This is a genomic window from Maridesulfovibrio sp. FT414 (genome assembly GCF_050916235.1).
Lineage (GTDB): Bacteria > Desulfobacterota > Desulfovibrionia > Desulfovibrionales > Desulfovibrionaceae > Maridesulfovibrio.
In genome coordinates this window covers 1,701,718-1,719,898 of record NZ_CP104854.1, presented here as the reverse complement: position 1 = coordinate 1,719,898, position 18,181 = coordinate 1,701,718, and the positions used below count along the sequence as shown (strand labels likewise).

Below are 18,181 nucleotides of genomic sequence, written 5' to 3'. Positions count from 1 at the left end.
TGAGATTCTTAAATCCTTTTGCCAAAAGCGCAAAGCGCATCAAACTCAGCCCCCGGAGGGCCGCCGGAGGCAGCCCTATTTAAAGAACATCCACCAGCTTCATGTTGAGCCCGGATTCCTGCATGGCTTTTTTGCTGCCCAGAACAACTATATCGCCGTGTTTTGCAACAGCCTGTGCGGCTTTGGCGAAGTTCCTGAAATCCTTTTCACTGCACCCAAGCACCTGTTCGCGGATGGACTGTCTGAAAGCTGCGTCCTCGCGGCAGAGATGGCGTACCATGGAGGTGTAGCCCTTGGCGTCGGGCAGCATGTAGCTGTCTATTTCGCCGATTCCGCCGAGAACGGCCTTTTCCAGTTCATCGCTGTTCATGGCCAGAGAGGCGAGGTAGTCGCCTACAGCGTCATAGGTGGCGAGAGTGCGGGTCAGGTTGGGATCGCGGTAAGAGACGAAGCTCAGGCTGCCGGAGGTCCGGTCGAACATGGAGAAGGAACCGTAGGCCCCGCCCTGTACCCGGACCTTGTCCCAGAGGTAGCCGGTCCGCAGGTAGCGGCTGATGACGTGGGCCGCACCGGAGTATTCGTATCCATGTTCGAATACGTTTGCGCCTTTGGCTACGTAGTTTACCTGTGCGGGGATGCACAGCCCTTCGCAGTCTGCGAACTTGCGGAGGTTGCGCTGGGCCCTGCTCAGTTCCCCGGCAGGCAGGCCGGAGATCATTCCGTTGATGCCGGGCTCGAGAGAGCCGAAAGCCTTTGCGTCAATGGTTACGTTTGAAAGCAGGGTGGCGCGGCTGAGTATGGTTGCCCGGATCTCTTCAAGGTCGGCAACAACCGAGTCAAAATCATTCTCCACACGTTCGGACAGCTCACGCAGGAACTCAAGTCCGGATATGCCGTTCATGAGTTCGTTGATAAGGCCTGCCTCGTTGAAACGGGCCTTCATGCGGGTTGCAGCCATGATGTGTCCTGAAGGGATCAGCGACTGCTCCTTGCGGGCCTTGGATTCCAGTACGATCTGACGGATGCGCTCCCTGTTGTCGAACGAAGCCTCCAGAAGCAGTTCTGAGATGATTTCCAGCAGATCGCCTGCTCTTTCAGCGGTGGATTTACCGCGCAGCACAAAGCGGGAACATGTCTCATCCATGCCGTGTACCGGAGTGACCAGTGTGGTCGGCGAAATGCCGCCGGTCTTGGCGGCCATGCGTCGGGTCATGGTTACGAAATCAGTTGATTTGGTTCCGGTCTGGGTCAGTGCCCGCCCGAATACGGGCAGGTAGGGGATGAGCCGCTCATTAAGCCCTGCGAAATCAAAGGCCAGATCGAGATAAATGATTCCGGTGGTGTCGAGGTCGTGGAAAAGGAGGTCTCCCTTGTCTTCGCAGACGATCTCCTTGCCTTCCCTGTCGAGGTCCGCAACCGTCAGGCGCGGAATGGTGTCCAACGCTTCCGGTGAGTCCGGTGCTTCCTGCTCGGCCTGCAGTTCTTCGGCCTTCTTCACTACCTCTTCATAGGCGGCATCATCCATGGCGGATCGGGCTTCTGCCAGTTTGGCCTTTTCGCGTGCTTCGCGTTCGGAACCGACTTCGCTGTCTGGAACGAGGAGAACGCTGGAGCGGTAGGGGTTGTTGAGAAAGATCTCTTCGATCAGCGGTTCGAGGATTTTCTCCCCGTTTTCAATGCGGGCTTTAAGTTCCGCAAGCGCTTCCTCGTAGCGAACGTATTCCAGCGGATGACCATCATACAGCCAGGAGACCATGGCGGTAATCATGACAGAAAGGCCCCGCGGGTATGAACCGGTATTGTTCTCGCGTAACTGGAATTCAATGGTGTTCAGCGCTGCGTCGATGTCTTCGCGGGCGACTCCGTTGGCAGCAATGTCTCTGAGAGTTGTGAAAATCAGTTCCTCAACCTTTGGTGCGTCTTCGGCATTGATCCCTTTCAGCCCGGTGGAAAAGTAGTTCTGGCGCAGTTCGGTCTCAAGTCCGGCCCCGGCCAGATCCTCGCCAAGCCCGGAATCGTTGAGGGCCTTGCGCAGGGGAGAGGAGGGCAGGCCGATGAGCACCTCTTCAAGAACATCCAGTTCAAGATCGGTCATGGAATTGCGGGGCCGGTTGATACCGAAGTTGACCGTGAACATGGCCTTCTGGCTGGAATCGTCCGATGCATCGAATCTGTCCACAACGGTTACAGGTTCCGTGAAGGGAGTCTGGAGACCGATCTCGGATTTGGGGTCAATGCGTTCAAACTGGTCAAAATATTCTGCCAGCATGACCAGCCGGTGCTCCGGATCATCATCGCCATAGAAGAATGCGTAGGAGTTGGAAGGGTGGTAATACTTTCCGTGGAATTCCATGAATTCCTCAAAGGTCAGTTCCGGAATCACTTCCGGATCTCCTCCTGAGTCCAGCCCGTAGGTTACGTCCGGGAACAGGGAATGCTGGGTGTGCTCGTAAAGCAGGCTGTCCGGGGAGGAGTAAGCCCCCTTCATTTCATTGAAGACGACTCCCTTGTAGCTCAGTGTGCCGTCTTCTTCCGGTACATAGTGCCAGCCTTCCTGCATGAGGGTGTTGGGTGTCAGGTTGGGGAAGAATACCGCGTCAAGGTACACCCCGACAAGATTCCGGAAGTCCTGTTCATTGGGACTTGCAACGGGGTAGACCGTCTTGTCCGGGTAGGTCATGGCGTTCAGAAAAGTCTGCAGGGAGCACTTGAGCAGCTCCACGAACGGCTCTTTGACCGGGTATTTCTTTGATCCGCAAAGAACCGAGTGCTCAAGGATGTGCGGCAGCCCGGTGCTGTTCTCCGGAGGAGTGCGGAAGCTGATTCCGAAGGTTTTGTTTTCATCTGCATTGATAACCGAAAGAACACGTCCCCCGGTCTTTTCATGTTCGTATATTACAGCTTCGCCGTTGAGTTCGGCTACGTATTCGCGTGAAATCTCTTTAAACCCGTGAAGTGTGGTCATTCAAAGTCTCCGTTAAGTTTGTGATTCTTGCAAAATACCGAATTAAAATTTCAAAATCAATCAGGGATTAATCCATTTCATCGGACATAAGTTCCGCAAAATTGAGCTGTTAAAAAATAAATGCGAAAGATTCCGATTATCGTTGACATGCAGAAAAGAATTTCATATTCTCCATTCAACGCACGAGAAAAATGTGCTAACTAAAATACAAAATAACGATTCATAACCGACAGGAGATAGAAATGAGCTGCGAACACTATGAAGATGTAATTACCCAGGCTGTTATCGGAGAAAAAGTACCTGACTTTACCATGGAAGCATATGATCCGTGCGACTGCGGTTTCTGCGAGGTAAACTTCGAGGAAATCCGTAAAGCTGGTAAGTGGCTGGTCCTCTTCTTTTACCCTGCGGACTTCACCTTTGTCTGCCCGACCGAACTTGCTGACCTTGCCGATAAACATGCGGCACTTGAAAAACTGGGCTGCGAAGTTGTCTCGGTCTCTACAGACACCAAGTTCGTGCATCTTGCATGGAAAAACGACGAACGCCTGCTTGCAAATGTTAAATACAAAATGGCAGCCGACCCCACCGGAGAGGTCTCCGATTTCTTCGGTGTCTATGATCATGCAACCGGTCTGGCCCTGCGCGGAACTTTTGTGATCAATCCCGACGGAGTGCTGGTTTCTTCGGAAGTCAACTTCTACAATGTCGGCCGGAACGCCGAGGAACTGCTTCGCAAGATTGAGGCCAACGTATACCTCAAAGATCATCCTGCCGAAGCCTGCCCCGCAAAGTGGACACCCGGTGCAAAGACCCTGACCCCCAGCGAAAAACTGGTCGGTAAGGTCTACGAAAGTCTTAACGAAGAATAATTCCTTGGAAATGCGTTAACGATTACAGTCTACCCACGTTAACACATAATAACTACACCTCCTCTCTCATCAACACCAGCAGGCCGCCCGGAACTTCGACCAGTTCCGGGCGGTCTTGTTTTGCCGGTTGTCAGAGATGATTTCTGAACATTCGGATTGGTGTATCAGCGGAGTGCAGTGCGCCTGTAAAAACGGAAATGTTTGACCGTCCGCATCAGGCAGTTTATCTTAAAAGGGTATAAGTCTGTAAACGGGTGATTCACGAGTATCGGCAGGATGAAATTATGGTCTGGGACAGCTTTGACGCTGAGAAATTTGAAACGTGGTTCAAGACTCCTGAGGGGCGCTTTGCCCTTGAGCAGGAAGTCAGGCTCATGGACAATCTTATCGCGGCCTGGCCGCGCAGAAAGCGCAAGCTGCTTGAGGTCGGCTGCGGAACAGGGCTATTCATTGACCATCTTTACGGCTGTGGGTTTGATATAACCGGAGTGGATCATTCGCCGGTAATGCTTGAGGCTGCCCGGAAAAGGCTGGGAAATCGGGCCTCCCTGTATTTGTGCAACGGTGAGAGCCTGCCCTTTGACGACAACGAGTTCGATTTCACCCTGCTCTGGACCGTTCTTGAATTCAGCTCAGACCCCGAGGCCATGCTGCGCGAGGCCGCAAGGGTTTCAGCAGGCGGGCTGCTGGTGGGATTCCTGAATCGGCATTCCATCTATTTTTTTACCCACGGCAGAATGTGGCCGTGGGCTTCTCCCAGCACCCTGCGTTCCGCAAACTGGTTCTCACCCTCTGAGGTACGCAGGATGATCAAGGATGGCAGCGGATACAGCCCTGCCTCTATCCGTTCGGTTCTTCCCGGGCCCATGTGGAGCTGGAAAAACAGAATCCCGTGGAAACAGTTGAACGGCATTATCTACCCCCCGTATTTCGGGGCCTTCACTGGTTGCCGTGTTGATTTCCGTAACAGGGTGCCCCTGAATCCGCTGCATGCATGGAAGAATATTCCTTCTGCCGTATCTTCAAGAAAGTCCAAGGAGCTGAAGCCGGAGTGCTTCCGCGGTCCGGACAGTAACGAACTGAACCGGTAATAATTTTAACCGAATTGTTGATCCATGTTTCCGTGTTACCGCTAAAGGATGTCTTTCCTTTGAGCCTTGGAGCGGGCTGAGACCGGTTTCTCGCGGGTCAGTTTTCTGCAATATTTTAATTTTACCTCTCTCATTATTACATGTCTGTTTTACGGTCTCTGGCGGTATTCATCTGCCTTGTTCAAATGATCGGTGCAGGGCGTTCAACTGGTTCTCTTGATGACCTTGTGTATATATTCTGTTATTGGATTGAAAAATATGAAAATCAGGAGTCTGAAATGAAAAGAATAATCCCGCTGTTGATTTTTTGTTTCCTGCTGGCCGGTTCCGGTTGCGCCAATAAAGCCCAGTCCGGTGCCGGAATCGGAGCCCTTGCAGGAGCTACGATCGGTGCGTTGACCTTTAAAAACAAGGCATCGGGTGCGGCAATCGGTGCCGGTATCGGTGCGCTGATGGGGTACATCGTCGGTAACGAATGGGACAAATATGATGAGAAGCAGGTTTCCCAGACCCTTGAGGCGAATCAGTCCGGCCAGACATCATCCTGGACAAACCCTGATACCGGCAAGTCTTACTCTGCAGTGCCTTCACCTGCCTATATGAAGCAGGGACAGGTCTGCCGTGATGTGACCATCACTGAGGACGGAGGGGAGCAGATTCTCGCCAAGGCCTGTCGTGATGAAGACGGGGTCTGGAGGCTGCAGCAGTAGGTTCTCTACCTGATTTGGGACGGCGTTTATCTGGAGGGACGACATGGAGCGACGGAAGTTTCTGAAATTGGTTTCCGCCGGAGCTGTGGCGGTTTCCGCACAGGGGATATTCACCCTGAGCGGATGCAAGAAGGCTGAGGAGAGGAAGGTAAGCAGGGGCGTTCAGGGTTTCATGTCCGGTTCTCCTCGCTATTCCGTGGCCGATGCTCACTTTCATTATGTTGATTTCCTGCAGAAGACCCAGGGGGCGCAGGCGCTGATTTCGGCCATGAATGCCAACGGTGTTGAACATATCATGTTTTCCGGGATGCCTCTGGTGAAGAAGTGGGACAAGGATGACCCGGTCGCGCCCACCTACTATCTTGATAACAACTCACGAGCTTACTGGTATTCCGCCACCGACTACTTTGTTGCCCAGAGCGTTCTTTCACTGCCGGAAGGCGAACGCTACCGCTTCCATCCTTTCATCTGTGCGTTCAATCCCACGGATAAATATGCTGTAGAGCATGTTCGTCGCATGATTGAACAGTATGGTGATCTTTGGGAAGGGGTTGGTGAAATCTTCGGTCACAGGGATGATCTGACCAACCTGACCTACGGCGAAACAGCCCGGGCCAATCATGTCGCCCTTGACCCTGTTTACGAGCTGGCAGCGGAAAAGGATCTGCCCGTGTCTCTGCATAATAACTGCACATCCCGGGTGAAGCTCGATAACCCGCTTTATGTCTATGAAGTTGAAGACGCGCTGAGCAAGCATCCCGACACCCGTATTGTGTGGGCTCATGCTGGGTTGAGTCGATATCTGGCTGTAGATCCTGAGAAATATACCGATATGCTCGGAGAGTTGCTGGTCAGGCATGACAACCTGTGGATCGACATTTCATGGATAGTCTATGAGGACAACATAACATCCGGCGCATCCTCGTATGAGGTAAAGCCCTGTTGGCTCAAGTTGATCAATAATTTTTCCGACCGGTTTATGATCGGAAGCGATGCTGTGGGAAAATACGATAACTACGGGTTTAATATCCGGAAATATTACACACTTCTTGATGAGCTGCCTGAGCTCATGACCAGAAGGGTGGCAAAGGATAATTTCCTGTCCATTCTGCCTGAAAGGGTACGCAAGAAAATGTCCTGACAGATCTGTGCTTGAATATGTCCGTTTTGTATAGAGGCCGCACTCATTTTGAGCGCGGCTTTTTCATTATCCAGTTCTGCAGGGTCGGAAAATGCCTTCCTTTTGCAAGACCGTGTAAATATGCAAATAATTTAGGATGATGATCAAGTAGAACAGGAGAGAGCGTCTCTTGCGTGGAAGGTGCCATTGTGATGAGTAAAAGTGGGCACTGATTATAATTGTTAGAATAGGTTGCACTGCTGCGCAGGTGGAGCTATGGAGTAGCTTTGCTCCAATAAGTTGAAAGGGAGACCACTTGCCTGGGGAAGTGGAAGGACGGCAGTGGTCCCCTTTTCAGCGGAAAGCCCGCCAGCACTATTTTACGATCAGCAATTGTACGTCGCAGACGTTAGTGTTGGTGGGGCCTGTTTTGTGCAAGGCTCCTACCATTTGAAGGAAGTGGTAGGAGTCGTTGTTTTTTAAATATTCTGCAATGGAAAGACCTTTCTGCCGGGATATTTCAAGAACGGTGGCATCGGCAAATCCTCCGGCCGCATCCGTTGGACCGTCATTACCGTCGGTGGAAGCGGCCAGAAAATGTATTCCTTCGCCGTTCTGCCCGTCCTGCCCTAGTTTTTTCAGGAACTGCAGGGCCATTTCCTGATTGCGCCCGCCTTTCCCTTTACCCTTGATGGTCACTACCGTTTCGCCGCCTGCGATTATGCAGGCCGGTTTCTTCTCAAGCAGCTCCCATTCCCGTTCATCCTGGGCAATTGCCCAGTAAAAGTCTGCTGCGTCTGCGGCTTCGCCCTGAAGCCGTGAGGTCAGAACCCTTACATTGTATCCGAGTTCCTCGGCTTTGGATTTAGCTCCCATCAGGGCAATGCGGTTGGTACCAATGAGGATGTTGTCCGCACGAACTTCACTGAATTCATCCTGCTTGAGTGTTTCAAGCAGTTTACCATCTCTGCCCAGTTCAAGAACTCTGAACACATGGGCAGGAACCTTGTCTCTGATGTTGTAGCTGTCGATTATGGAAACCGCATCGCAGTATGTGCTGCGGTCCGGGCTGGTCATACCGGAAGCGATGGTGTCCAGATTGTCCCCGACGACATCGGAGAGGATCAGGTTCAGGCTGCGGGCCGGACGCAGGCAGCGCAGCAGCCGTCCTCCTTTAAGGTTTGAAAGATGTTTGCGGATGCAGTTGATCTCGCTGATGTCCGCCCCACAGGCCAGCAGGGCCCGGGTCATGTTCTGCTTGTCCTCAAGGGTTACTTCGATCTTTTTCCCGTCTACTTCTGCGTGCATGGGGCAGGGCAGCAGGGCTGATCCTCCTCCGGAAATAAGATTTATGACCAGAGTTCTGTCCGTGGCGGAACAGGCCAGTTCTTCGATTTCCCTTGCTGCGCGAACTCCGTTTTCATCAGGTACCGGATGAGCCGCCTCTATGATCCTTACACGTCTAAGCTTTTCTGTGTGGCCGTATTTAACCGAGATCAGGCCGGATTCAATCCTGTCGCCCAGTATGTCTTCAACAGCCCTGGCCATTTTTGCGGTGGCCTTTCCTGCTCCTATGACAACAATGCGGTCGAATTCGCACAGGTCGAGACTGACATCTCCCTTGTCATCAGCAACGGTCAGTATCTCACCGTCAAGCGACATGCGGTTGGTGATGATCCTGTAGGGATCAACCCGCTCAAGGGCTGCTGCAAAAATCTGCTCAAGATGCTGTTGTTCGGGAGTCATAGTAGTCATTCTAGTCCTTGCTCAACCCGGCATCGCCGAGGGCCTTCAGAGCACTGCTCAGGTGGCTGCTCATCAGTTCCGCTGCCTTGTCACCGTTCTTGCCGCTTATGGCTTCAAGAATCATGGTGTGCTCCTGCAGGCTTTTGCAGGGCTGTCCGGGGATTTTCAAAGGAGCTTTCCATCCTTCAATCATGGTGCGGTAAAGAACATCCATTATCGAAGAAAGGACTTTGTTTCCTGTCCCTTTGCCTATCAGGCGGTGAAATTCCGCATCGACAAGGATGGCGCGGGGCAGGTCTTCATCTTCTACCGTACTCCTGAACTCTTCGATATTCTTCCGCAAGGCTTCAAGGTCTTCCTCCGACATGCGTTCCGCTGCCATGCGTGCAGTGGAAGGTTCAAGCAGTGATCTTACCTCAAAAAAATGTCGCAGGGCTTCATTGTTGTCTTTCAACCAGGAGGAAAGGGGGCTGAAAATGTCCCCTTCGTAGCTTTTCACAAAAGCCCCGATACCGGGCTGGGTTTCGATAAAACCTTTTATTTCAAGTATGCGCAAAGCCTCGCGGATAGATCCTCGCCCAACCTGCAACTCCTGCATGAGCTGCCGTTCCGATGGCAGGGGTTCTCCTTCCACAAAGGTTTTATTCTTGATGAGTTCCTCAAGCTGCTTGGCAGCGGTTTCGGAAACTCTGACTTTTTTTATCGGTTTGAACATGCGTATCTCTATAGAAAAAATATAACCTGCCGAATTGTTGAGTAATAAATATGAGGCTGCTGACTGACATTTTTCAGCCTCTTCTCTTGCGGTCTGACATCATATTGTCTACTGGTCCTACCAGTATAACTGCAAGTGTATTTAGTCAAGAGAACGAGATAGGGAGGATTGGGATCATTTAGTCAGGATGTGCACTTATTATTGGTATTGTGTTCGTCCTTATTGAAAAATATGTTATCGATAAGTGAGCGGTAACTATGCTTGCCGATATACCTGTTCTTAGTAGGGTTTTTAGAGGGAGAGAGTGTTATGAGTTGGAAGGATTTAAGGTTGGCTTATAAATTTGTCATCGGCTTTGGTTCGGTTCTGGCCTTGCTGGTGCTGCTTGGGGGATGGGCGATCATGGGAATCGGCCGAATCGTGCATGACGCGCACGATGTGATCGACGGCAACAAGTTGCGGGCTGATTTTGTTCAGAAAGTTGTAGATCACCTTAACTGGGCGAATAAGGTGAATACGCTCCTGACAGACAGAAATGTTCACACACTTGATGTTCAGACTGATCCGCATAAATGCGGCTTCGGAAAATGGTATTACAGCGATGAAAGAAAAGAGGCTGAGGAGCTGGTTCCGCAGATCAGACCTTTGCTCAACCAGATCGAGTCGTCGCACAACAAGCTTCACCAATCGGCTATTGCCATTGGTGAAAAGTATGTCCCGGTAGATCCTGAACTCGGCAAATTTTTCAGGGATAAGAAGCTGGATCATCTCAATTGGATGGTCGCTGTTTTAAAGCAGCTCATGGACCCGGATACCATGGAAATAAAGGTCCAGACCAATCCCAGACAGTGCGGTCTTGGAAAATGGCTCTATTCTGCTCAGGTGCAGGAGCTGACTAAGGACAATCCTGCTTTGGCAGAGGCTCTTAAGGGCGTATACGAGCCGCATATGCGTCTGCATGATTCAGTAAAGGTTCTTAACGAGTTTCTTGCCCGAAAGGACGGGTTTGGCGCCCAGAAGTATTTTTATGAGCATGTGGAAAAGAATGCCAAGGAGACCCTTGCTCAGCTTGATGCGCTGGTCGCCTGGCACGATGATGCATTGAAGCGGCTTGCTGAAGCTTCGGAAATCTATAGTACGGTTACAGCTCCAGAGCTCAAGAAGATCCAATCCATACTGACAGAAGTTCGCAACACTGTTGCAGGAAATATTATGAGCGATGAGCAGATGCTTCAGCAGGCATCGTCAACGCAGCGTGTGGTTGTAACTGTAAGCATTGTCGCACTTCTGGCCGGAATTATCATGGCCTGGATTATCGCCTCCGGTATTCTCGGTCCGTTGCGCAAGGGGCTGGAATTTGTTGCTGAGGTCAGTCAGGGGAATCTCGCCGCTGATGTGGATCTCAGACGGAAAGACGAACTTGGACGCCTGGCACAGGGAATGCGTCAGATGGTAGGGCAGTTGCGGGATGTTGTGAAAGACGTGAATACCGCGTCCGATAGTGTTGCAAGCGGCAGCGAGGAACTTTCAGCCTCTGCCGAGAGTCTGTCGCAGGGGGCCACAGAGCAGGCTGCATCAATTGAGGAGGTTTCCTCTTCCATGGAGCAGATGGCCGCCAATATCAAGCAGAACGCCGATAATGCCCTGCAGACCGAAAGTGTAGCTGAAAAGTCCCAGGTGCAGGCAGATCAGAGTGCGCAGGCTGTAAGCGAGGCCGTCAAGGCAATGAAGAGTATTGCCGAGAAGATTATGATTATTGAAGACATCGCCCGGCAGACCAACCTTCTAGCTCTTAATGCCGCCATTGAAGCTGCCCGTGCCGGAGAGCACGGTAAGGGTTTTGCCGTTGTTGCGGCAGAAGTGCGTAAGCTGGCGGAAAGAAGCGGAGTTGCCGCAGCCGAGATCAGTGAGCTTTCCGCCTCATCGGTCGATGTCGCGGAAAAAGCCGGAACAATGCTTGGGGAACTTGTCCCGAGCATTCGTAGGACTGCCGAGCTTGTGCAGGAGATTGCTGCTGCAAGCAGTGAACAGAACTCCGGTGTGAGCCAGATCAACAAGGCTATTCAGCAGCTGGACAGTGTCATTCAGCAGAATGCGTCCGCTGCCGAAGAAATGGCCTCCACCTCCGAAGAGCTTTCCCGTCAGGGACAGTTGTTGCAACAGGCGATGAGTTTCTTCCGCCTTGAACGTGGAAGGCGTAGGATGCTTCCTTCCGGAGGTTCAGAATTGGGCTATGAAGAGGATGGATTTGATAGATTCTAGTTCTTGTATGAATACTGACATTGAACCCTGCCGCCTGAATTTCGGTGGCAGGGTTTCTTTTTATCCTAAGAAGTATAGCGGCAGGAAGAATATTTGGCTCAGGCCAGCGGGCCGGAGTTGGCGGATATGGCTGTGTGGTCCTGAATGGCACACCGTCTGCGTTGTTTCAGATTTTGAAAAAGAAAAAGGCATTCAATGAAAAATTGAATGCCTTTTCTTTAAAAATGGTGGGTCGTGCTGGGCTCGAACCAGCGACTCTCTGCTTAAAAGGCAGATACTCTACCGACTGAGTTAACGACCCATATATTTTAAAGCATGTCTATCTAGCCTAGTTGACTTGTGCTTGAAAAGTCAAGTCATTTTTTGGCTTTATTTAGACTGCCATTTGTCAAAGATGTTTGCAGTGGTGGGTCGTGCTGGGTTCGAACCAGCGACTCTCTGCTTAAAAGGCAGATACTCTACCGACTGAGTTAACGACCCTCCGTGCGAACGAAGAAGCTTTTATCTACACAGGCCCAACCTGTCAACGGAAAAATGGAAAAAAATTGTATTTTTTTAAATAATGCGTTAGAATGAAGGGGCTGCATTATAGTTTAGCTTGTTTTGCTAGAATGCGTATTTATCATAACTACCGTTTATCATTCGCATTTTTCTGAAAAAGTTGACAAATATAATAAGATTTAATATATATACCGCGTTAAAGTGGGGAGTTGTCTCCGCTTGGCAATAACTTTTGGAGGAAACCTATACATGACTCGTAAAGATCGTACCGAAGGCATATACAGCCGCCGCGAAGTTCTGGATGAGGGTGAGAGACGCCAATATTGCGCTCTCCAGCTTAAGGAGCTTCTGGCTTATGCCTACCGTTATTCGGAAGACGTTAAAAAGCGTTTTGACAGAGCTCAGTTTCAGGTTGATAAATTCAAGGATATTTCCGACCTCAAGCATATACCCATATTAAAGAAGAAAGAACTTATCTTTCTGCAGTCCATGGGCCCGCGTCTTGGCGGCCTGCTGACCAAGGATCTCGGCGAACTGCGCCGTGTGTTCCTGTCGCCCGGACCCATTTTCGACCCCGAAGATCGCGCGGAAGATTACTGGGGATGGACTGAAGGGTTCTATGCCGCCGGTTTCCGTTCCGGCGACGTGGCCCAGATCACCTTTAACTACCATCTGGCTCCTGCCGGTCTCATGTTCGAAGAACCGCTGCGCAACCTCAACTGTGCAGTTGTTCCCGCAGGCCCCGGATCAACCAACAGCCAGCTTGAGATCATGCAGAAGCTGAGAGTTACCGGCTATGTCGGTACCCCCAGCTACCTGATGCATCTGGCTCAGAAGGCTGAAGAAGCAGGCCTCAACCTGCGTAAGGACCTCTATCTTGAAGTGGCTTTCGTTACCGGTGAAAAGTTCTCCGAGAAAGTCCGTTCAAATCTCGAGAAGAAGTTCGACCTGATCATGCGTCAGGGTTACGGAACCGCAGATGTCGGCTGTATCGGTTACGAGTGCTACCATAAAAACGGGCTGCACATCACCAACCGCGCCTTTGTTGAAATCTGTCACCCCGATACCGGTATTCCGCTCAAGGACGGTGAAGTCGGCGAAATCGTAATCACCGCCTTCAACAAGACCTACCCGCTGATCAGACTTGCCACCGGCGACCTGAGCTACATCGACCGCACTCCCTGTGCCTGCGGCCGTTCAACTCCGCGTCTGGGCAATATTGTCGGTCGAGTGGATACCACCGCACGCATCAAGGGTATGTTCGTCTACCCGCATCAGGTGGAGCAGGTCATGGCGCACTTCGAGGAAGTCAAACGCTGGCAGATCGAAGTCACCAACCCCGGCGGCATCGACGAGATGATCCTCAATATCGAGGTCTCCAACTTCAAGCGCGAAGACGAACTGCTGCACATGTTCCGCGAAAAGATCAAACTGCGCCCGATCCTCAAGGTACTGACCCCCGGTTCACTGCCTCCGCAGGTCAGACCCATTGAAGACAAGAGAATCTGGGATTAGCCCGGTATACTGCATGGTGCAAAATACAAATGAAAAATGCGCAAGGGGTCTTCGGACCCTTTGCGCATTATTATTTCTTCTGGTGGCGGCAGGCTGCGTAAAGACCGTTGTTTCATCCGAAATGGCGGTATCCTTTCTGCCCTGTCCCGGCGAATATCTTGACCCGGTAGGGGATCGGCTGTCCTTTGACAAGCTCATTGCCCAGGGCAAGACAGCCGATTACGTGCTCATCGGTGAAGGTCATACCAGCGTGTGCGACCATAAGGTCCAGTTTGCTGTCATCGAAGGGTTGACCAGAGGCGCGGCTAGGTACGCCATCGGCCTTGAAATGGTGACTGCCGCAAAGCAGGATGAACTCAACCGCTTCAACCTCGGCCAGCTGCCTGTGGAAGAGCTCCCCGCTGCTCTGGACTGGGAAAACGGCTGGAAATACGATTTCAACATGTTCAGGCCCATTTTCGAACTGGCTGCCGAGCGTCAGCTGACTGTTGCCGGACTGAATTTTCCGTTCCGGCTGACCGGGGAGATCCGCAGCAAGGGGCTTGAAGGTCTTTTGCCGGAAGACCGGGCCATGCTTCCGGCCGAAGTGATTCCTCCCGCTCCCGAGCAGGAAGAGGGTCTTAAGGAAGTTCTGGCCATGCATCAGGGGCGGGATGCCGAGGACCCGAAGCAGATCGAACGTTTTTTTCTGGTGCAGTCCCTCTGGGATACGGCTATGGCTGAGAAGGCCGTCAGCCTGCGCAGGAGTTCCGGCCATCCGGTTGTAATCCTTGCCGGAGGTGGCCACGTGGAGCACGGCTGGGGAATTGCCCGCCGTCTCAGGGTGCTGGACCCGCAGGCCCGGATAATGACCGTAATGCCGTGGCGCGGAGAGGAATTCTATCCAACTGCGGCGGATTCGTTTTTCTACTGCCCCCCAAGCTATGAGAGCAGGATGGGCATGACCGTGGAAATGCGGCAGGGCAGGGCGGTGGTTACGGAGGTAAAGCGTGACCGCAAGGCCTACAGGGCGGGCATCCGTCCCGGAGACGTTATTTCCAGGGCCCAAGGTATACCTGTGGACTCCCTGTCCGCCATGCATATGGCAGGAAGCAGGGCCCATAAGGAAAACAAGCCGTTGATATTTACCATGGACAGACGGGGAGAGCAGTTTGAAATTGATTTGGGACTGCTTACCCGGACTAAGAAGAATGAGTAATCAGCAAGAATATTGCAGGAAGATATAATGCCAGAATTGCCGGAAGTAGAAGTCATCTCCCGCGGACTGGCCGCTTCTCTGGTCGGAAAGACCATTGAGGCGGTGAAGATTCTCAACCACAGCAGCGTAAAAATGCCCTGGCACCTGTTCTCCGCACGCGTCGCCGGGCGTACGATCACAGCCGTGCGCCGCAGAGCCAAGCTGTTGATCATGGATCTTGGTGATGATCTGCACGTAACTTTTCATCTCAAAATGACCGGACGGGTATTGGCCCATGAAGGCCCCACCGTCCCTCAGACGCACACCCGGATAGTTTTCAGTCTCAGTGACGGCGGCTCAGTAGAGTTTCACGATACCCGCAAATTCGGCGAAGTTCGCGCCCTTACCGATGACGAACTTGAGGAATGGAGCTTTTACCGCAACCTCGGGCCGGAGCCGCTGGAAACAACGGCCGCTAAACTGGTAGAGCGCGTCGAGGGCCGCAAGTCCCAGATAAAAGGGTTGCTGCTCAACCAGTCCGTTGTGGCCGGGGTCGGCAATATCTACGCTGACGAGTCCCTTTTCCGGTCCGGCATCCATCCCAAGGCCAAGGCTTGCGATCTGTCGCCTGAATCTCTTGAAAGACTTTTCACCGAGCTTCAGGCCGTGCTCAGGCAGGCCATCAGCGAAAATGGAAGCTCCATCCGTGACTATGTCGACGCTGGCGGTGATGCCGGTGGATTCCAGAACAGCTTCAAGGCTTACGGCAAGAAAGGTGAACCATGCCCCTGCTGCGGTAAGATCTTTGAGGGCGGCACTGTCGCAGGACGCGGGTCCACCTTCTGCTGCAACTGCCAGAAGATGAGCGGTTAGTTTGGGGTGTTGCTGTTGCCTCCCCTTCCCCTCTCCCCAAAAGACGCTTTAGTTATGCTTCGCAGGGTGGGGTTGGTGAATCCGTTGGACACTTGATTGGGTTTTTCCCCAGGTAAATCTGAATGGGGAAAGGTATATAATTTTTTTTGTAAATATAGCGTCCCCAGCGGCGAAGCCTCGTTGAAAGGTTTTGAAAAGGGGAGTCCAGAGGGGAAAAACTTTTGCAAAAGTTTTTCCCCTCTGGCCGCCGGAGCATTTTCATGACTGCTGAGTCGAGTAAAATAGTACGTAACGCGTCGGTCGTTGCCGGTGCGACATTGCTTTCAAGGATTCTTGGCTTTGTCAGGGATCTTATTGTTGCGTTCGCTTTGGGGGCAGGGCTCCCTGCGGATGCTTTTTTTGTGGCTTTCCGTATTCCGAATCTGCTGCGCAGGCTGTTCGGAGAGGGATCACTTACCATGGCCTTTGTGCCTGTCTTCAGCCGCATCAGGCAGGAACAGGGCGATGAGGCTGCCTTTGCCATGGCCCGTTCGGCCATGGTCTGGCTGCTGATAATTCTCGGCGGGCTGACCCTGCTGGCGATCATTTTTGCAAAGCCGCTGGTGCTTGTCATTGCGCCGGGATTCAGTCGTAATCCTGAACTGATGGGCTTGACTGTTGAGCTTGTTCGGGTCTGCTTCCCGTATGTGATTTTTATTTGCGGCGTTGCCCTGTGCATGGGGATTTTGAACAGCCTGGGGCACTTTCTGGCCCCGGCACTGGCTCCGTGCATGCTCAATATCGCACTTATCGGCTCTGCGCTGATCGGATATTTTACCGGCAACAGCGTGGCCCTTTTCATGGCCTGGGGCGTGCTTCTCGGCGGGCTTCTGCAGTGGTTTCTGCAGCAGCCGTATCTGAAGCGGGCGGGCTTGAGCTGGCGCGGCAGAACAGAACTGGATAATCCCGGCGTAAAGCGCATGGGCAGGCTCATGCTGCCTACTGTGCTCGGGGCGGCCGTATATCAGATCAACGTGGCCCTTGGGACGCTGCTGGCTTCATTTCTGCCTGTGGGCAGCGTGTCTTATCTTTATTACGCGGACAGGCTTGTGCAGTTCCCGCTCGGCGTATTCGGAATTGCGGTCGGGACGGCCGCGCTGCCCAGTCTTGCCGCCCTGTGCGTCAAGGGCAGGGAGAAGGAGTTCGCTCTGACCCTGCAGAATACTGTGGGGCTGACCCTGTTCATTTCGCTTCCCGCCATGGCCGGGCTGGTTGCACTTGCCTATCCGCTGATAGGGTTGCTTTTCCAGCGCGGAGCTTTTGACCAGCAGGCTGTTGCGGCTACTGCTCAGGCGTTGATGGCTTATGGCGTGGGGCTGCCTTTCATTGCCATGTCCCGCCCGCTGGTTTCAGCCTTTTATGCGCAGGAGGACACCAGAACGCCGGTCAAGATCGCCATCGGCTGTCTGCTGGTCAATGTGGCGGCCGGTTATCTGCTCATGCAGTCTATGGCACATGTGGGGCTTGCTCTGGCTGTCTCGCTGTCTTCCATGCTCAACAGTCTGCTGCTGGCAGTTATCATGGGCCGCAGGACCGGGATTTCTCCGTTTCCATGGGCCGGGGTGTTCAAGAGTCTGCTTTTGAGCGGGTTGATCGGAGTGGGCGCATGGTATTCGGCGCGTTATGACATTTTGTGGTTTGCGCTGATACCGGTTTGGGTGGCAGTTTACGGAGGCGGGGCACTGCTTCTCCGCTCCGAGGATGCCCGATTGCTGGTCGGGGCACTGCGTCGCAGGCGGTGACGGTAATGTTTGAAGAAGCGCGGAAATGTTTCCCCCGGGGACTGGTGCAGCCGGAGACGGGATTCAGGTTTTCAACGGATTCGCTGTTGATCAGCAGTTTTGTCTCCGTCCCGACAAAAGGAAGGGTGCTTGATTTAGGGACCGGCAGCGGGGTTATTCCGCTGGGCATTATGCTACGAAATCCCGGTAAGAAGCTTGTCATTTCCGGGATAGATATAAATCCGGAAATGGTTGCAGCCGCACAGGACAATGTAGAACGGCTGGGCTATGCGGGTGAGATAGTTGTTTTCAGGGCTGATGTGTGTGTGCCTGATTTTGCTCCTGCCGGAAGCTATGATCTGGTGGTATCGAATCCGCCGTATCGCATAGAGGGGTGCGGGCAGAACTGTCCTGACGCGGCAAAGAATAAGGCGCGTTTTGAGGTTGAGTGTGACCTTGATGCCTTTGTTGTGACCGCTTCGCGTATGGTCCGTAACCGCGGGCGGGTCTGCTTTGTTTTTCTTGCCGAACGCCTTGCCGAACTGGTTAACTCCTTTACCCGGTACAAGCTTGAACCCAAGCGTATGAAATTTATCCACGGACGTGTGGATACGCCTTCAAAGGTGGTTCTGCTGGAGGCGGTGAAGGGCGGCAAGCCGGGATTGATACTGGAACCTCCTGTAGTCCTGTTCGAGCAGGGAGCGTCCCTGACTGCTGCGGCCGTTGATTATTGCCCGTTCATTGCCAAGCAGTCGTCATGCAGATAAGTGATATTCAGTGCCTACGGATCAGGAACAGGATCTTGGTTCGAGCATTGTTTCAACTAGGCTGTATATATAGCTTTGTTCAATTAAATAGTTATATTGGCAGACGT

At 52.6% G+C, this 18,181-nt stretch carries 13 protein-coding genes and 2 tRNA genes; 10 read left to right on the top strand and 5 right to left on the bottom strand.

All coding sequences use genetic code 11. The features are described 5' to 3' along the window. Positions 1 to 79: 79 nt before the first annotated feature. Positions 80 to 2,965 carry an insulinase family protein gene (locus tag N7E73_RS07635; RefSeq protein WP_432738457.1) on the bottom strand — a complete coding sequence of 962 codons (2,886 nt, stop codon included), beginning with the start codon at positions 2,963 to 2,965 and terminating at the stop codon, positions 80 to 82. Positions 2,966 to 3,207: 242 nt separating this feature from the next. Between N7E73_RS07635 and N7E73_RS07630 the strand changes: the two genes are divergently transcribed. From N7E73_RS07630 to N7E73_RS07615, 4 genes are all read left to right on the top strand, one after another. Beyond that, positions 3,208 to 3,837: a peroxiredoxin gene (locus N7E73_RS07630; RefSeq protein ID WP_432738456.1), complete on the top strand. Its 630-nt coding sequence runs from the start codon at positions 3,208 to 3,210 to the stop codon at positions 3,835 to 3,837. 284 nt (positions 3,838 to 4,121) lie between these two features. After that, positions 4,122 to 4,928, top strand: a complete 807-nt coding sequence (locus N7E73_RS07625) for a class I SAM-dependent methyltransferase (protein ID WP_432738455.1) — start codon at positions 4,122 to 4,124, stop codon at positions 4,926 to 4,928. Between the two features lie 278 nt (positions 4,929 to 5,206). Continuing rightward, positions 5,207 to 5,638: a glycine zipper domain-containing protein gene (locus tag N7E73_RS07620; protein ID WP_432738454.1), complete on the top strand. Its 432-nt coding sequence runs from the start codon at positions 5,207 to 5,209 to the stop codon at positions 5,636 to 5,638. Positions 5,639 to 5,681: 43 nt separating this feature from the next. Beyond that, positions 5,682 to 6,779 (top strand): amidohydrolase family protein, encoded by a 1,098-nt coding sequence (locus N7E73_RS07615; RefSeq protein WP_432738453.1) that lies wholly within the window; start codon positions 5,682 to 5,684, stop codon positions 6,777 to 6,779. Positions 6,780 to 7,133: 354 nt separating this feature from the next. On the opposite strand, the gene N7E73_RS07610 is transcribed toward N7E73_RS07615, so the two are convergent. Both N7E73_RS07610 and N7E73_RS07605 read right to left on the bottom strand, forming a co-directional pair. Continuing rightward, on the bottom strand, positions 7,134 to 8,513 hold the full coding sequence (locus N7E73_RS07610) for a glycerate kinase type-2 family protein (RefSeq protein ID WP_432738452.1): 1,380 nt from the start codon (positions 8,511 to 8,513) through the stop codon (positions 7,134 to 7,136). A gap of 1 nt (position 8,514) precedes the next feature. Then, positions 8,515 to 9,219, bottom strand: coding sequence for a FadR/GntR family transcriptional regulator (locus N7E73_RS07605; protein WP_432738451.1), 705 nt, complete (start codon positions 9,217 to 9,219; stop codon positions 8,515 to 8,517). Between the two features lie 309 nt (positions 9,220 to 9,528). On the opposite strand from N7E73_RS07605, the gene N7E73_RS07600 reads away from it, so the two are divergent. Continuing rightward, on the top strand, positions 9,529 to 11,481 hold the full coding sequence (locus tag N7E73_RS07600) for a methyl-accepting chemotaxis protein (protein WP_432738450.1): 1,953 nt from the start codon (positions 9,529 to 9,531) through the stop codon (positions 11,479 to 11,481). Between the two features lie 225 nt (positions 11,482 to 11,706). Here N7E73_RS07600 and N7E73_RS07595 read toward each other — a convergent pair. Then, positions 11,707 to 11,782, bottom strand: a tRNA-Lys gene (locus N7E73_RS07595). A gap of 103 nt (positions 11,783 to 11,885) precedes the next feature. Further along, a tRNA-Lys gene (locus N7E73_RS07590) sits at positions 11,886 to 11,961 on the bottom strand. 270 nt (positions 11,962 to 12,231) lie between these two features. Here N7E73_RS07590 and N7E73_RS07585 point away from each other — a divergent pair. The 5 genes from N7E73_RS07585 to N7E73_RS07565 all read left to right on the top strand — a co-directional run bounded on the left by N7E73_RS07585 (position 12,232) and on the right by N7E73_RS07565 (position 18,074). Beyond that, positions 12,232 to 13,497 carry a phenylacetate--CoA ligase family protein gene (locus N7E73_RS07585; RefSeq protein ID WP_432738449.1) on the top strand — a complete coding sequence of 422 codons (1,266 nt, stop codon included), beginning with the start codon at positions 12,232 to 12,234 and terminating at the stop codon, positions 13,495 to 13,497. Between the two features lie 13 nt (positions 13,498 to 13,510). Then, on the top strand, positions 13,511 to 14,695 hold the full coding sequence (locus N7E73_RS07580; RefSeq protein ID WP_432738448.1) for a ChaN family lipoprotein: 1,185 nt from the start codon (positions 13,511 to 13,513) through the stop codon (positions 14,693 to 14,695). A 27-nt stretch (positions 14,696 to 14,722) separates the two neighbouring features. Further along, positions 14,723 to 15,547: a bifunctional DNA-formamidopyrimidine glycosylase/DNA-(apurinic or apyrimidinic site) lyase gene (mutM, locus tag N7E73_RS07575; protein WP_432738447.1), complete on the top strand. Its 825-nt coding sequence runs from the start codon at positions 14,723 to 14,725 to the stop codon at positions 15,545 to 15,547. Positions 15,548 to 15,807: 260 nt separating this feature from the next. Continuing rightward, the gene (murJ, locus tag N7E73_RS07570) at positions 15,808 to 17,328 is read left to right on the top strand and encodes a murein biosynthesis integral membrane protein MurJ (protein ID WP_432738446.1); all 1,521 of its coding nucleotides are present in this window, start codon (positions 15,808 to 15,810) and stop codon (positions 17,326 to 17,328) included. A gap of 86 nt (positions 17,329 to 17,414) precedes the next feature. After that, a complete protein-coding gene (locus N7E73_RS07565) occupies positions 17,415 to 18,074 on the top strand; it encodes a tRNA1(Val) (adenine(37)-N6)-methyltransferase (protein WP_432738445.1) in 660 nt (219 codons plus the stop codon). Positions 18,075 to 18,181: the final 107 nt, after the last annotated feature.